The 16,098-nt window shown below is 45.6% G+C and carries 11 protein-coding genes; all 11 read left to right on the top strand.

Annotated elements, in window-relative coordinates; all coding sequences use genetic code 11:
* The first annotated feature begins 25 nt into the window (after positions 1-25).
* The 11 genes from uvrB (at position 26) to DESACI_RS21825 (ending at position 16,082) form a co-directional block, all read left to right on the top strand.
* Entirely contained in the window at positions 26-2,077 is a 2,052-nt protein-coding gene (uvrB, locus tag DESACI_RS21875) for an excinuclease ABC subunit UvrB (protein ID WP_014829407.1), read from the top strand.
* Positions 2,078-2,104: 27 nt separating this feature from the next.
* Positions 2,105-4,963, top strand: a complete 2,859-nt coding sequence (uvrA, locus tag DESACI_RS21870; protein WP_014829406.1) for an excinuclease ABC subunit UvrA — start codon at positions 2,105-2,107, stop codon at positions 4,961-4,963.
* Positions 4,964-5,133: 170 nt separating this feature from the next.
* Complete coding sequence (locus DESACI_RS21865) at positions 5,134-5,985, top strand: Cof-type HAD-IIB family hydrolase (RefSeq protein WP_049804148.1); 852 nt, start codon at positions 5,134-5,136, stop codon at positions 5,983-5,985.
* 43 nt (positions 5,986-6,028) lie between these two features.
* The gene (locus DESACI_RS21860; RefSeq protein ID WP_041276741.1) at positions 6,029-7,027 is read left to right on the top strand and encodes an alpha-hydroxy-acid oxidizing protein; all 999 of its coding nucleotides are present in this window, start codon (positions 6,029-6,031) and stop codon (positions 7,025-7,027) included.
* A gap of 150 nt (positions 7,028-7,177) precedes the next feature.
* Positions 7,178-8,953, top strand: a complete 1,776-nt coding sequence (locus tag DESACI_RS21855; RefSeq protein WP_014829403.1) for a B12-binding domain-containing radical SAM protein — start codon at positions 7,178-7,180, stop codon at positions 8,951-8,953.
* Entirely contained in the window at positions 8,886-10,145 is a 1,260-nt protein-coding gene (locus DESACI_RS21850) for a sugar ABC transporter substrate-binding protein (RefSeq protein WP_242833105.1), read from the top strand. The genes DESACI_RS21855 and DESACI_RS21850 overlap by 68 nt, the downstream gene beginning before the upstream one ends.
* A 19-nt stretch (positions 10,146-10,164) precedes the next feature.
* Positions 10,165-11,055 (top strand): RNase adapter RapZ, encoded by an 891-nt coding sequence (gene rapZ, locus DESACI_RS21845; protein WP_014829401.1) that lies wholly within the window; start codon positions 10,165-10,167, stop codon positions 11,053-11,055.
* Positions 11,052-12,425 (top strand): gluconeogenesis factor YvcK family protein, encoded by a 1,374-nt coding sequence (locus DESACI_RS21840; RefSeq protein WP_014829400.1) that lies wholly within the window; start codon positions 11,052-11,054, stop codon positions 12,423-12,425. Before rapZ ends, DESACI_RS21840 begins: the two co-directional genes overlap by 4 nt.
* A 19-nt stretch (positions 12,426-12,444) precedes the next feature.
* Positions 12,445-13,404: a DNA-binding protein WhiA gene (gene whiA / locus DESACI_RS21835; RefSeq protein WP_014829399.1), complete on the top strand. Its 960-nt coding sequence runs from the start codon at positions 12,445-12,447 to the stop codon at positions 13,402-13,404.
* Positions 13,405-13,456: 52 nt separating this feature from the next.
* On the top strand, positions 13,457-14,857 hold the full coding sequence (gene rpoN, locus DESACI_RS21830) for an RNA polymerase factor sigma-54 (RefSeq protein WP_014829398.1): 1,401 nt from the start codon (positions 13,457-13,459) through the stop codon (positions 14,855-14,857).
* A gap of 505 nt (positions 14,858-15,362) precedes the next feature.
* Positions 15,363-16,082: an MIP/aquaporin family protein gene (locus DESACI_RS21825; RefSeq protein WP_014829397.1), complete on the top strand. Its 720-nt coding sequence runs from the start codon at positions 15,363-15,365 to the stop codon at positions 16,080-16,082.
* Positions 16,083-16,098: the final 16 nt, after the last annotated feature.

The following is a 16,098-nucleotide window of genomic DNA, read 5'->3' as shown; positions in this document are numbered from 1 at the left end:
TACAATTTACAAAGGGGATCAAAAGATGGAATTTCGTTTACATGCCCCCTACCAATCTTCAGGAGATCAGCCCCAGGCCGTAGATTCTTTAGCTGCCGGTATAAAGGAAGGAAAGCGTCACCAAACACTGTTGGGGGTCACCGGTTCAGGAAAAACCTTTACAATGGCAAATATTATTACGAAAGTCCAGCGCCCGACCCTTGTTTTAGCGCATAACAAAACATTAGCAGCACAGCTCTACAGCGAATTCAAAGAGTACTTCCCAGAAAACGCCGTAGAGTATTTTGTAAGTTATTATGATTACTATCAACCGGAGGCTTATGTTCCTTCGAGTGATACTTTTATTGAGAAAGATGCTTCAATTAATGACGAAATCGAGAAATTACGTCACTCAGCTACGGCATCACTTTTCGAGCGGCGGGATGTTCTGGTTGTCGCCAGTGTTTCCTGTATTTACGGTTTGGGTTCACCGGAAGAGTATCGTGAGCTGGTGCTCTCTTTACGCCAAGGACAAGTCATTGATCGCAATGATATTCTGCGCAAATTAATTTCAATTCAATACGACCGCAATGACATTGCTTTTACGCGCGGAACCTTTCGCGTGCGCGGGGATGTTGTGGAGATTTATCCGGCGTCTTCTAGTGAAAAGGTTCTTCGAGTTGAGATGTTTGGGGATGAAATTGAACACATTTACGAAATAAATGTATTAACCGGAGAGATTTTAGGGGAAAGAAATCATGTCGCTATTTTCCCAAATTCTCACTATGTCACAGCCCAAGAAAAAGTAATGAAGGCAGCTGAAAATATTGAACTTGAATTAAGTGAACGTTTGCAGGTTTTACAATCCCAAAATAAGCTGCTAGAGGCTCAGCGACTTGAACAGAGAACACGTTATGATCTGGAAATGCTGCGGGAAATGGGCTTTTGCAATGGAATTGAAAATTACTCCAGACATTTGACCTTCCGTGAACCTGGAGAAACTCCTTATACCTTGCTTCACTATTTTCCTGAAGATTTCTTGCTTTTTGTGGATGAATCTCATGTTTCCATCCCTCAAGTAAGAGGGATGTATGAAGGAGACCGATCGCGGAAGACAACCCTCGTAGATTTCGGTTTTAGATTGCCCTCTGCTTTGGATAATCGCCCTTTAACGTTTGCTGAGTTTGAGCGGCTAATTAGGCAAACCATTTATGTCAGTGCTACCCCCGGCCCTTATGAGTTAGCTCACTGCCCAACGGTGGTTGAACAGATCATTCGGCCAACGGGTTTGTTAGATCCGGAAGTCGTTGTCCGTCCGACTAAAGGTCAAATTGACGACCTGCTGGGAGAAATTCGAGCAAGAATTGCCCGAAACGAACGAGTCCTGATTACTACACTAACCAAGAAGATGGCTGAAGATCTCACAGATTATTTAAAAAACCTGGAGATTAAAGTGAAATACCTTCATTCGGATATTAAGACCTTAGAGCGGGTTGAAATTCTGCGAGAGCTTCGTTTAGGTATAATTGATGTCATTGTTGGGATTAATCTCCTGAGAGAAGGTTTGGATTTGCCTGAAGTATCGCTAGTGGCGATTCTTGACGCGGATAAAGAAGGTTTTCTGAGGTCTGATCGTTCCCTCATTCAGACCATTGGACGCGCGGCGCGAAACGCTCAAGGAAAAGTCATTATGTATGGTGACAAGATAACCCAATCTATGCAGGTTGCTCTTGACGAGACGAATCGACGGCGGGCTATCCAGATGGCTTATAATGAGAAAATGGGGATTATCCCCCAAACGATTCGGAAAGCAGTCCATGATGCGCCGGAAGCAACGAAAGTAGCCGAAAGCAAAAAAGCTTATGGTTCAAAACTGCCGCCGGAGGAGATGGCTTCTCTTATCGCCAGCTTAGAACAAGAAATGCGCCTGGCAGCTCAAAACTTGGATTTTGAACGAGCAGCCGAAATTCGTGATGCTATGATAGAATTAAAAGGTGAAGAAAACAAGTACAAAATCACGAGTCAACAGCGGGGAAGCGGAAATCGTTATAACCGATCTAAAGGTGATAATAAGAAGCGAGGTAAAAGAACCAGTTAGATTATCATACAAATTAGGAGGCTGAACATGAGCCAGGAATACTTGCGTGTGCGTGGGGCACGCGCTCATAATTTAAAGAATATTGATATTGATATACCCCGGGACAAGCTTGTTGTAATTACCGGATTATCCGGCTCCGGAAAGTCTTCCCTGGCCTTTGATACGATTTATGCCGAAGGCCAGCGGAGATATGTTGAATCTCTTTCGGCTTATGCCCGGCAATTTTTGGGGCAGATGGACAAGCCGGATGTCGACTCTATCGAAGGCCTATCGCCGGCAATTTCAATTGATCAGAAAACAACGAATCGTAATCCCCGCTCAACCGTAGGTACGGCCACAGAGGTTTGGGATTATTTGCGTTTGTTATATGCACGGATTGGTCATCCCCATTGTCCCAAGTGCGGGCGTGAAATCTCGCAACAAACGATCCAGCAAATGGTGGATAAGATCTTGGAGCTTCCGGAGCGCACAAAACTCCAGATATTAGCACCTTTGGTTAAAGGGAAAAAAGGAGAACACGTAAAAGTATTCGAGGAGGCTCGTAAGGCGGGATATGTTCGGGTCCGAGTTGATGGCGAAATTCGTGATCTCAGTGAAGAGTTTAAATTGGCGAAGACTAAGAAGCATTCCATTGACGTAGTGATCGATAGAATTATCCTAAAACCCGAAAGTGCTGAACGTTTGGCCGATTCTCTGGAAACGGCCTTAAAGCTTGGGGAAGGGAATGTTATTATTGATGTTACTGACGGGGACGAACTGCTGTTTAGTGAGAATTTTGCTTGCCCTGATTGCGGAATAGCACTGGAGGAAATTTCTCCGCGGCTTTTTTCCTTTAACAGTCCCTATGGTGCCTGTCCCACTTGTACCGGTTTAGGTGCTAATTTAGTGGTGGATTTAGACTTAATTCTTCCCGATCATTCTAAGTCCTTATCCGAAGGTGCCATTGCCCCTTGGGCCAAATCAGTTTCCACCTACTATCCTAAAATGATGGAGGCCGTGGCTCACAATCTTGGGTTTACGATGGACACTCCTTTGCAGAAGCTATCTGAGAAGCAATGGCAGGGTCTGCTTTATGGCACGGAAACGCCTATCAAGTTTCAATACCATAATATTTTTGATCAATTAAAAACCTATCATTCTAACTTTGAAGGGTTAATTCCTTATTTTGAGCGCCGCTACAAGGAATCTACTTCCGATACCGTACGCGCTGAGATCGAAAGCTATATGAGTGAACGTCCTTGCCCAGAATGTCAGGGAAAACGCCTAAAGCCGGAGGCTCTGGCTGTCAAGGTAGGGGGGATTTCCATTGATGATTTATCTCGTCTTTCCATTACGGAAGCCATTGACTTTATAAATCAATTAACGCTGACCCCAAAAGAAGAAACGATTGCCTATCAAATTCTGAAGGAAATCAGAGAGAGGCTGGGTTTTCTAATCAATGTTGGTCTGGACTATCTTACGATGGCCCGTTCCGCTGGGACACTTTCCGGCGGAGAGGCTCAGCGAATTCGTCTTGCCACGCAAATCGGATCAAGTCTTATGGGTGTGCTTTATGTTTTGGATGAACCCAGTATTGGACTTCACCAGCGAGACAATGCCCGGCTTCTTTCAACCTTAAAACGCTTAAGGGATTTAGGCAATACTCTGATCGTGGTTGAACACGATGAAGATACGATGCTTGAGGCTGATCATATTATTGATATTGGGCCGGGAGCCGGTGCCCATGGCGGTTACGTGGTGGCTGAAGGGACCATTCAAGAAATTAAGGCTAATAAAAAATCTGTGACAGGTCAGTATTTAAGCGGTGAAAAGCAAATCCCCGTCCCTGAGAAACGGCGGGAAACGAATGGTAAATGGCTGGAAGTCTTCGGGGCTCGCGAGAACAATTTAAAGAATGTTCATGCTCGGATTCCTTTAGGGCTTCTGACCTGTGTAACCGGTGTTTCCGGGTCGGGCAAGAGTACTCTTGTCAATGAAATCATCTATAAAGGTTTGGCACACAAGTTAAATGGTGCACGGCAGCGCCCCGGTGCTCACGATCGTATAGAAGGGCTGGAGCATCTAGATAAAATTATTGATATTGACCAATCTCCTATTGGGAGAACCCCACGTTCTAATCCGGCGACTTATACAGGAGTTTTTGATTTGATACGGGAACTTTTCTCCATGACGCCTGAAGCTAAAATGAGAGGGTATAAGCCGGGGCGGTTCAGCTTTAATGTTAAAGGCGGACGCTGTGAAGCTTGCCATGGAGATGGAATTATTAAAATTGAAATGCATTTTCTTCCGGACGTTTATGTCCCTTGTGAAGTCTGCGAAGGGAAGCGCTATAACCGGGAAACTCTTGAAGTTCGCTATAAAGGGAAAAACATTTCGCAAGTTCTTGACATGACGGTGGATGAGGCCGTGGAGTTTTTTCAGGCGGTCCCCAAGATTTCGAGGAAACTTCAGACCCTTCAGGATGTCGGACTGGGATATATCCACTTAGGTCAGCCGGCCACAACGTTGTCAGGAGGAGAGGCCCAGCGTATTAAGCTGGCTACAGAACTTAGCCGGCGCAGTACCGGTAAAACGATCTATATTCTCGATGAACCTACGACCGGGCTCCATATGGCGGATATTGACAGGCTTCTTCAAGTACTTCACCGCTTAGTGGATGCTGGGGATACTGTTCTGATTATTGAGCACAATCTCGATGTTATCAAAACCGCCGATTGGCTTATTGACCTTGGTCCCGAAGGAGGAGACCGGGGAGGAGAGGTTGTTACAACCGGGACGCCTGAGGAAGTGGCTGCTTTCCCTTCATCTCACACCGGACAATATCTTAAACGATATCTTTCTCAGCCGTCTTTCGGCAACTCGGAATCGATAGCAAAGGCTCAGTGAAATCATTCAGTAACGGATTAAACAACGGAATTTCCGTGAGGTATTCTTGAGGGCTCTGCCTTCTCCGAAGAGAGTGTTGGAGTCACTTCCGCTATAGAAGCGGGGGTCTTAGATAGGGATCAAGGGATTTTTTACCTCTCTAAAGGGAGGTACGGGAGTTGAAGAAAAAATTGGCTATCCGCTTAGTGGCTATGGATTTGGATGATACGTTATTAAGAGATGATTGGACAATCTCTCCTCGTGTGGTCAAGGCTATTCAAAAGGCTCAGGAGCAAAAAGTTAAGGTAACCATCGCAACAGGTCGCATGCCTATATCTACGCGGCCCTATGCTCTCCAATTGGGCATCGATGTTCCTGTGATTACCTATCATGGGGCAATGGTCCAACAAGTTATCAGCGGAGAAATTCTTTTCCGCCGTGTGATCCCAAGCGCGCTAGCAAAGAAAATTATCGGCGATGTTTTGGAACGCGGGATGTATGCACAGATCTATCTAAAAAATCGTGTTATTACCTCAAAGTTGACAGAACTATCGGAGCAATACGCCCGCATCTCAAAGGTCTCGATTGAAGAAGCTGATTTGCAAGAGACAATATCTCAGGAGCCTGAAGGGGTTGAAAAGATATTATTGATGGCGGAAGAAGCAGGGTTAGACCAACTAACGCCGTTTTTGGACCAACGATATGGTGATAAAGTGCATCTTACAAAGTCTAAGCCCTATTTTCTGGAAATGACGGAATCCACGGTTAACAAAGGGGTTGCTCTTGCTGCTTTGGCAGAGAGGTTTAATATAGCTCAAGAAGAAGTCATGGCCATAGGGGACAGCTTTAATGACCTGGAAATGATAAAATATGCCGGAGTTGGCGTTGCCATGGGGAATGCCCGGAAAGAAATTCAAGAACAGGCGAATATAGTAACTGCTACAAATCAGGAAGACGGCGTGGCTGAAGCCATTGAACGCTATGTTTTGGGATCAGCCTTAGACTTGGTTCGAAGAGTGCCAGAAGGAATGACAAGTTCTTAATATACGGATATGAATTAAAAATGTGGGGGAAAAACAAATGAAAATGACCATGAAGACCATTCGCGAAACTGCTCGCGAAAAACTTAAGGGATATTGCCGCGTTTGTCCGGAATGCAATGGCAAAGCCTGTGTCGGGGAGGTTCCGGGAATGGGGGGTGCCGGTACCGGTGCTTCCTTTAAGAATAATGTTGAGGCTCTTGCTGCTTATCGCATAAACTTAAGGTCCCTGCACGGCGCCAAAGATCCGAACACAAGACTGGAATTTTTTGGTCAAGAGTTAGTAACGCCGATTATTGCAGCTCCTATCACCGGCAATAAATTTAATATGGGCGGAGCTTTGAGTGAAGAGGAATGGGCAGAGGCTATTCTCCAGGGCTGCCTGACGGAGGGTTCTTTAGGAACTACGGGTGACGGCCCGGATGTAGCGCTGTATAATACCGGTGTGGATCAAATCGCTAAATTTCAAGGCCGTGGTATCGCCTTCACAAAACCGAGGGAGCCTGAGGAAGTCATTAAATGTCTTAAACGCGCCGAAGAAGCTAAGGTCATAGCGGTGGGCATGGATGTCGATGCTGCCGGTTTGTCAACCATGGCTGTAGGGCCAAAGTCTCTAGAGGAATTAAAAACAATTATATCCGGGACGACGCTGCCGGTAATCCTTAAGGGGATTATGACGGTCGATGAAGCGGAAATTGCCATTGAGGCAGGTGCAGCGGGCATTGTTGTTTCTAATCACGGGGGGCGGATGATTGATCACACTCCGGGCACGGCTGAGGCTCTGCCGGAAATTGCAGCGGCAGTCAATGGTCGAATTGCGGTGCTGGCAGACGGAGGAATACGGTCAGGAGTTGATGTCTTGAAAATGCTGGCTCTTGGTGCAGATGCTGTCCTTATCGGACGTCCTCTTGTGATAGCTGCTTATGGCGGAGGTGCTGAGGGGGTTGCCACAGTCCTGCGCAGGATGACAAACGAACTTAAACAAGCCATGGTATTGACGGGATGTGCTTCTCTAAGTGATATCAGTATGGATGTTATCTTCTAATAATATTTTCTAATAATAAGAATACTAATCCAACCAAAAGGTTAACGGCCTTCTGCTTATTAATAGTGGAAGGCCTTCGTGCATTCTGGCACAAGAATTGCATTAAACGGTCTAAAACGCTATACTTAGGGCGAAGGGGGATTGTCAGATTTGCGTGTTCTACTCGTAGCACTCAATGCAAAATATGTTCATACCAATTTAGCCCTTCGCTATTTGCAAGAAAGCGTACGCCAGTCAGTAACATCCGACGTTATTCTGCGTGAATACAGTATTAATGACCACCTTGAGCGTATCGCCGGAGAAATTTATGAAACTCAGGCCGATGTTATAGGTTTTTCATGTTATATTTGGAACATAAAAGAAGTCATGAGTGTCATTAGACAGCTTCATCCGGTCTGCCCGGATGTGCAATTTGTACTTGGGGGCCCGGAGGTATCCTTTGAAACAGAAGAGTTTTTGAGGTCGCACCATGAAGTGGATGCCGTGATTCTTGACGAGGGAGAGAAATCTTTCCCTGATCTGCTTAGAGCTTGGCAGGAAGGCGGGAATCTTTCACAGGTCGAGGGGCTGGCCTGGAAACATGACGGGAACGTGATCGTCAATCCTCCTAGCCGGGCATTGCTCAATTTAAACGAACTTCCCTTTCCCTATTCTGGTGATGAGGATTTTTCCGGCCGGATTGTTTATGTCGAAACTACCCGTGGGTGTCCTTTTTCCTGTCAGTATTGTTTGTCCTCGACCTTTCAAGGCGTTCGCTATTTGGCTCCCGAAAAATTTCGCATCATGTTTCGGCGCCTTTTAAGTCAAGGCGCACGTACCATCAAGTTTGTTGACCGTACATTTAATGCCCATAAGAAGCATGCTTTGGAAATTCTGACGATTGTACGTGAAGAGACTTGTTCTTTGGGATTAAATGATCGAGTGCGGGTCCATTGCGAAATAGCAGGGGATCTTTTAGATGAAGAATGGATGGACTATCTGAAAGATTATCCACGGGGTCTGATTCAGATGGAAATTGGTGTGCAATCGACCTATCAGCCCACTCTGGAAGTTGTTGCCCGACATCAGAACTTTGAAGACTGGAAAAGGTTTGTACCTGTCATGAAGGATTTGCAGATCCCTTTGCATCTTGATTTGATTGCCGGGCTGCCCCTGGAAAACTGGACGAATTTTCGTAAATCCTTCAATGATGTTTACTCAGTGGGGCCGGACATGCTCCAACTGGGATTTCTAAAAGTCCTGAAAGGATCGGGTTTGCGCCTGAGAAGCCGACAATATGGGCTTCTGTTTAACCCTGATCCGCCATATACTATTCTTGAAACCGCAGCCTTGTCTCATGGTGAAATGCTGCAATTACATCGCATAGAAGAGGTTCTTGACAAATACTATAATTCCGGTAAGTTCACCCATGTTTTGCGTGAAGCTCTTCACTTTTTTCCCTCAGCTTTTGATTTCTACCATCAATTGGCCCTATATTGGGAGAAACAAGGATGGTTTCAGCGGCTGTGGCCGGGTAAAGCATTATTTGATAAACTTTGGGATTTTATAATCTGGATTCAATCCCAAACTCAGCCCAATATGTTAAGCACATCAGAGTTAGATTTAACGCGCTCTTTCCTTGACGCACTGCGCTTTGACTATTACTTATGGGAACGGCCCAAAACCCTTCCTGATTATTTTGCCGTAGGTGCAAGTCAAGAGGCGAAGGAAGCGGAGCTAAAGCGCACCGGCGAAGAGATTCAACGAAACGACTATTGGGCGAGGGTTATTCCTGAGTTTGCAGCCATGGATCGACGTCAGTGGAATCGTAATACAGCAGTGGCTTATTTCGAGACAGATGTGCTGCAAACGGGTGAAGATGTACCAAGCTGGTTCCTCTTCATTTACCGGCAGGGGCAAGTCAAGGTTTATCGCTATCAAGTTTGAATGGAGTGAAACAATGATTTCCCGTTTACTGCACAGTATATTCTGTATGCTAATCATTGTATTTTTGGTCAGTGGATGCAGCAAAGCGCCACAGACAGGAGAACCGGGCGGTCCGGCACCTGCAGTCATCGAGGTTTGGCATTCTCTCCTTGGGGCACAGGCTGATGCCTTGCAGAACCAGGTTCAGGCGATTAATAAGGCTCATCCTCAGGTGATTGTAAAGCTCAGATATGTTCCGGAACAGAATTTTGCAGCCTTTACCTACCAAGCTGAAGCAGGCGGAGAAGGGCCGGAAATTTTTATTGCCAGAAGAGAAATTATTCGTCAGCTATATAGTCAAGGGACTCTGGCCAAGGTTGCCTATGCGGATCAAGGAAGTTTTACCGCTGCTGCTGCCGGTTTTCGCTTTGGAGATACACAATATGCATTACCCTGGTTAACGGATGTTCCGATGCTTTATTATAGAACCGATACGGCAAATGCTCCGAGCACCCTTGCGGATTTATTCTCATCTCAAGGCGGAATCTCTGTTCCTGCAGCTGATACAGCGACGCTTTCCGCCTGGTGGAGCGGTCAGGGAGGGGCCTTAATGACCGGAGGAAACCCTGCTTTAGATAATCCCAGCAACCTTGCCTTTTTACAGCAGCTAATAGCTTGGCAAAACGCTAAGAGCCTTCGGATTGATCCTCAAGCCCTTACGTCCTTTGCAGGGGGTCAGGCTCCCTATGTTATTGCAGGAGCCAGCCAGTCAGTACTCTTAAATCAGCAAAAAGTTCCTTGGGGATGTGTTTCTTTAACCGACTTGACGGCAGGTCAGGGTGAACCGCTTCTGGGTTTAACTTTCGGAATTGCGAATTCCGCGATCATGACCAAGGATCTTAGTCCGGAGATTAAAATCGTTGAACAAGCACTTCTACAGCCCGACGTGGAAGGGGCTCTTGCCAAGTCGGGATCCCTTCTGCCCGCGAATATGGCTTACTATCAGCTGCCTGAAGCTCAAAAGGGAATCTTTCCCCAAGCTTATCGCGCTTTTTCAAAGGCATGGGGACTTGTGGGAAGCGCCCCGGAGTGGAACTTGATATCCCTTCAGGATACAGCCTGGAGCAATGCGCTGGCGGGAAGCAGCAGTCCGCAAGATGCTCTGACGAGTGCTCAGGCTCAGGCTTTAAAGGCTTTAAACAAAAGTTCATAAGAAGCAGGAGGTGAAAGAAATGGATAAAGAAGGTTTAGAAATTATTGTAATTACAGGTTTGTCGGGGGCCGGAAGAACACAGGCTATGCAGAGCCTCGAGGATCAGGGTTTTTTCTGTGTGGACAATTTGCCGCCGACTTTCTTAGTGAAGTTTGCGGAGCTTTGTGCACAATCACGAGGCAAGGTTTCCAAAGCTGCTATTGTTTGTGACCTGCGTGGAGGCGAATTTTTTTCTTCCTTGAGTGAGGCCTTAACTAATCTGGAGACGGAAGGGTTTCATCTGCGGGTCCTCTTCTTAGATGCTTCTGATAAGACGCTGATCCGGCGCTATAAAGAATCTCGCCGCCGTCATCCCTTATCTCCGCAAGGAAGAGTTTTGGATGGAATTCAAGCGGAGCGTCAGCAGCTTGAAGAATTAAGGATTCGGGCAGACGAAATCATTGATACCTCCGATTTAACATCTCAGCAGCTGCGCGCTCAAGTGGCGGAACGGTTTGCTAAAGGGCGAGGCACTCAAATGGCAGTATCGGTGATCTCCTTTGGTTTCAAATATGGAATACCCCTTGATGTCGATTTGCTTATGGATGTGAGATTTTTGCCAAATCCATTTTACGTGGAAAAGCTGCGCCCTTTGACCGGCGAAGATAAACAAGTACAGGATTATATTTTTGGCAATCAAATGGCCCAGGAATTTATGGAGAAATATTTGGCTCTCCTGGAATATATCCTTCCAAATTATATTAGAGAAGGAAAAACTCACTTAGTCATTGGAATCGGCTGCACAGGCGGTCAGCATCGTTCCGTAGCCATTGCTGAACGAGTTGGACAATTCTTAAGAGACCGGAATTATGTTATTAGTATTAAGCATCGGGATGCCGCAAAAAATAGGAAGGGCGGAACTGCTCGATGAAAAGCGAAAACCGTGAGAAGATTGTTCAATATCTGAAGTGGCTCTACCCAAATTTGAAAGTGAAGCGCTGGTTTCTCGTAACAGTTCTGGGGATTTTTTTGTTTGCTACAGGTTTTGCGGTCATGAATGATGGGGTTGCCTTAGGATATGCGGAATTACAATTTCGCGAGATTGTTTATCGTCTCACGGGAAGCACTCAAATTATAGCCATACCCACAGGTTTAGTCATAAGTGCCCTTGGGGTTTTGCTGATCATTGTTGGTTTTAAGCGTATGTTATATTCAATTATCTCCGGGGTATTACCGGAAAATGAGGGCAAAATCGTTGATGTCATTTATTCTCGGCAACATTTAATGAGAGGTCCCAAAATTGTCGTTGTGGGGGGAGGGACCGGGCTTTCCTCCCTTCTGCGCGGGTTAAAACAATATACCCGTAATCTTACGGCGATTGTAACGGTTTCGGATGATGGCGGAAGCTCAGGGCGGCTGCGCGAGGAGTTAGGCATTCAGCCTCCTGGGGATGTGCGGAACTGTTTAGTGGCCCTGGCGGACACCGAGGATATTATGGATACGCTTTTTTCGTACCGCTTTGAAGGCGGGACACTCAATGGCCATAGCTTAGGAAACTTACTTTTAGCAGGCCTGACGGATACGTTTGGTGACTTTCAAATGGGAATTGAGCAAGTTAGTAAAGTTTTCGCTTTGCGCGGTAAGGTCTTCCCATCGACTTTGGAACAGGTTGAATTAAGTGCCGATTTTGAGGACGGGCGACATATTGAAGGAGAAACAGCTATACGGGAAACTGACGGAAAAATCTGTCGAGTTTATTTAAGTCCCGACAATTGTACCCCTCTCCCTGGTGCTTTGCAGGCCCTTGAAGAGGCCGATCTTATCGTTCTTGGCCCGGGCAGTCTTTATACAAGTGTGCTGCCTAATCTCTTAGTTAATGGGCTTCGGGAAAAAATTCGAAACGTGAATGCGCCTTGTGTTTATGTTTGCAATGTAATGACGGAAAAGGGCGAAACAGATGGATACACGGTATCCGACCATCTTAAGGCAATTTTAAATCATTGCGGCTCTGGGTTTGTGGATGCGGTATTGGCAACCAAAGGAGAAATTACAGCTTCTATTTTACAACGCTATGTTGAGGAAGAGGCCGTGCCGGTGGTGACGGATCCCAAAGAAGTAGAACGTTTAGGAGCAAAGTATTTCGAGGCTAACCTTGTTCAAGAAAGAAATGTTGTACGGCACGATCCGGATCGTTTAGCGAAGGAACTTGTTCGCGTGCTGTTTCGTCTAAAACCTATGGGTGAACGGATTGCTTTAGTTGACGCTTATCTGCTGTCCCAGAAGCTTCGCAAAAATACCTAAACTAAAGGAGGGATTGTTATTGTCGTTTAGTGCTGTAACTAAAGAAGAGTTGGCACGCTTGCCTGAACAAAAGCCTTGTTGTGAGCTGGCAGAACTTGCTGCTTTAGTTCGCATGGACGGTACCCTTCAAATCAGCGCGCATCAGCAATACGCTCTGAATGTTATCACGGAAAGCGCCCCTGTAGCCCGAAAGATTTACCGCCTAGCCAAAGATGTGCTCAAACGACCCGTGGATATTGTAGTTCGGCGCAAACTCAGGCTTCGTAAGAACAACTCTTATATGGTCCGAATTTATCCCCGGGGAGCAGAAGACTTGCGGAATTTGGGATTACTCAATGACGATGGACAGATTTACCATGGGATTCCCCCTGATTTAATCAGGAAACGCTGTGACCAAAAGGCTTACTTGCGAGGGGCCTTTTTAGCAGGCGGTTCGATTAATAATCCTGAAGGAACGTATCATTTGGAGATTGTCAGCAATGATGAACAACATGCCAAAGCCTTATGTCAACTTGTCAATCGTTTCAAATTAGGTGCTAAAGTTAGTATGCGCAAACATTGGTATGTCGTTTATATCAAAGAAAGTGAACGCATCGTAGAGTTTCTCGGTTTTATAGGAGCTCACCATGCCCTCTTAGAATTTGAAAATGTACGGGTTCTCAAAGATGTGCGCAACCAAGTTAATCGATTGGTGAATTGTGAAACAGCAAATCTGGATAAAATTGTCGATGCTGCCGTGAGGCAATTGGAGAATATCGAGCTGATTCAAAAAACAGTTGGCCTTCAATCCTTGCCGCCTGCACTTAAAGGCATGGCAGAGCTGCGCTTAGAATATCCCGATGCCAGCTTAAAAGAACTCGGCGAAATGCTGCGGCCTAAAGTAGGCAAATCAGGGGTTAATCATAGAATGCGTAAAATCGAAGAGTTAGCAGAACGAATCAGGAGCCAGAAGATGGGAGATCCTAAGGTAACTATGTGAGTCAAGAGCAAGGCAATAATCTCGTAGACCTAAAAAGAGATGAGGGGATTAGGTGCGGTTAGGATATGGCTTGAGTTTAGAACAAACTCAAAAACTAATTATGACTCCGGAATTGCGACAGGCAATTACAATTTTACAGTTGTCCGCACTCGAATTATCTACGTACGTCGAAGAGCAACTTTTAGAGAATCCCTTACTGGAAACTCAAGAGGAAACCTTGGATGCCAAAGGAGATTCGGAGAACAATAGTGCGGAGGAACATCCGATTGAGGATAAATGGGAAGTTGATTGGCACGATTATTTCCATGATCAAGAGGAAAACCATATCCGGCAAGAACGGGTGACCCCGGATGAAAAGCAGCGGTTTGATCCTTTTGTTGCTGCTGCACCAACTCTTCAGGAGTACTTGCTGGAACAGCTTCACGTGCAAAAGATTTCTGCTTCTTTGGCCGTAGCAGAGTATATTGTGGGGAATCTTGATGACAACGGCGGCCTAACGTTGACGTTAGAAGATATTGCGCGAGAAACCCAAGTCACTTTGGAAGTCGCTGAAAAAGCCTTGGCGGCAGTTCAAGCTTTGGATCCTTTAGGCGTAGGTGCACGCAGTCTTGAAGAGTGTTTGAGATTACAGCTTCCTCTAATTCCAAACTGTCCTACGGAATTACCGGAATTACTGAAGCATCTTGAAGATTTAGCAGCGGGACGTCTGCAAAAGATTGCTCATACCATGAAGTTATCGATTACTCGGGTTCAAGAATTGGCAGACTTGCTTCGCAAATTAGATCCTAAGCCGGGGGTCCGCTTTTCCGGCCCCGGAGATGTGCGCTATATTGTACCCGACGTTGTGATAGAAGAGGTGGGCGGTGAATTCATCATTTTAGTGAATGATGTTACCGTTCCTCGCCTGGGCATCAATAAAACCTACCGCGAGGCTCTCAGTCATGAGGGAGAGACCGACACCCGCAAATTTGTAGAGCAAAAGCTAAACGCGGCTGCCTGGTTGATTCGCAGTATTGAACAGCGGCGCTTAACCTTATATAAAGTTGCCAATGCTATTGTGAAGTGGCAAACGGATTTTCTGCGTCACGGGATTCAGTATTTAAAACCGCTCACGCTGCGGGATATCGCTGAGGAAATCGGTGTGCATGAATCTACCGTCAGCCGGGCTACTTCTCATAAATATGTTCAGACTCCACGCGGAATTTACGAATTTAAATTCTTTTTCGCTAATGGCATGGGGAGAGGACATAATAACGATTCAAACATCACTACGGAGAAGATTAAGCTCGCTCTGCGTGAGATTATTTCCGCAGAGAACCCTAAGAGTCCCTACTCAGACCAGAAATTAGCTGATCTGCTTAAGGCAAAAGACATGGAAATTTCCAGGAGAACTGTTGCTAAATATAGGGACGAGTTAGGAATTCCTACGACAACGGTGAGAAAAAGGTACTAACTAAACATTATGGCTCGGGTTAATTGTAATAATTGCTGAAAAACTGATGCCAAAGGTTTTCTTCTAATTTAGGTTAATTAAGGAACAAGAATTATCGGAAATTTTGTTATTTTAGGTATTGAAAAAGTCCAAAAGAAAGAATATACTGATATCACAGACAAGCGATTACTTCATTGAAATTTGCTTAACTTAATATTAAGGCTAGAGTATTAGAGAAGCCGAGTTATGCTGGTCCTTCTTAAGAAGGGACTAGTGTAATTGGGCTTTTGTTTTTGCCTTGCTTGATGTGAAAATTCAGATTTTACCAACTACTTTGTGAATTCCTTTTGGCGAATCGGGCCCGACCTGCCGAACAGGAGAAACGAATGAAGCATGTTATACGGTTGATTATCTTTTAAAAGGAAAGAAGAAAGGAGGACGAATAAATCAGGGATTCATTAATATATAACTTAATTAATTTTCTAAACTGAATATTTAATATGTTAAAAGTTGAGGAGGACTTGAAGTGGAAGCGAAATTTTTAGCTGAAATGATAGGGACGATGATCATTCTTATCTTTGGTTCGGGGGTAGTTGCCAACGTTGTGTTGAAGAAGACGGGCGGGAATAACGGCGGCACTTTTATGATTACGTTAGGCTGGGCAGTCGGGGTTCTCTTAGCCATTTATGCCACAGGACCTATCAGCGGAGCACACTTAAATCCGGCTGTTACCATAGCCTTGGCAGTTATCGGTCAATTCCCGTGGTCCGAGGTTCCCATATATATTGCGGCACAGTTCATAGGAGCATTTCTCGGTGCAGTTATTGTCTACCTTGCCTATCTGAAACAATGGGAAGTTACCGAAGATCCGGGATCAAAATTAGGAGTTTTTAGCACAGCACCTCAAATCCGAAGTTATGGTGCAAACGTACTCACCGAAATCATAGGTACTTTTACTTTAGTTTTTGTTGGACTTGCCATTGGAATTACCAAATCGGCCACTACCACAGGACTCAATCCGCTTCTCTGGGGCTTCTTAATTTGGGGACTTGGAGTATCCTTAGGCGGGCCTACAGGTTATGCTATCAACCCTGCTCGTGATTTAGGACCTCGTATTGCTCACTTCGTTCTGCCGATACCCGGCAAAGGCAAATCAGATTGGGCATATTCTTGGGTGCCGGTGGTTGGTCCGATTATCGGCGGAATCCTTGGTGCTTTCCTCTATAAAATCATCTACTTGGGCTAGAAAGTCTTAAAAACTT

The sequence above is a fragment of the Desulfosporosinus acidiphilus SJ4 genome, assembly GCF_000255115.2.
Classification (GTDB): domain Bacteria; phylum Bacillota; class Desulfitobacteriia; order Desulfitobacteriales; family Desulfitobacteriaceae; genus Desulfosporosinus; species Desulfosporosinus acidiphilus.
Note: the sequence above shows the minus strand (reverse complement) of the source record. Positions and strands in the feature narration are given on the sequence as shown.

Bases quoted from the DNA above. Each gene is read 5' to 3' on its own strand.
- uvrB (WP_014829407.1), top strand. From the start codon at position 26: ATGGAATTTCGTTTACATGCCCCCTACCAATCTTCAGGAGATCAGCCC.
- uvrA (WP_014829406.1), top strand. From the start codon at position 2,105: ATGAGCCAGGAATACTTGCGTGTGCGTGGGGCACGCGCTCATAATTTA.
- DESACI_RS21860 (WP_041276741.1), top strand. From the start codon at position 6,029: ATGACCATGAAGACCATTCGCGAAACTGCTCGCGAAAAACTTAAGGGA.
- DESACI_RS21850 (WP_242833105.1), top strand. From the start codon at position 8,886: ATGTACCAAGCTGGTTCCTCTTCATTTACCGGCAGGGGCAAGTCAAGG.
- rapZ (WP_014829401.1), top strand. From the start codon at position 10,165: ATGGATAAAGAAGGTTTAGAAATTATTGTAATTACAGGTTTGTCGGGG.
- DESACI_RS21840 (WP_014829400.1), top strand. From the start codon at position 11,052: ATGAAAAGCGAAAACCGTGAGAAGATTGTTCAATATCTGAAGTGGCTC.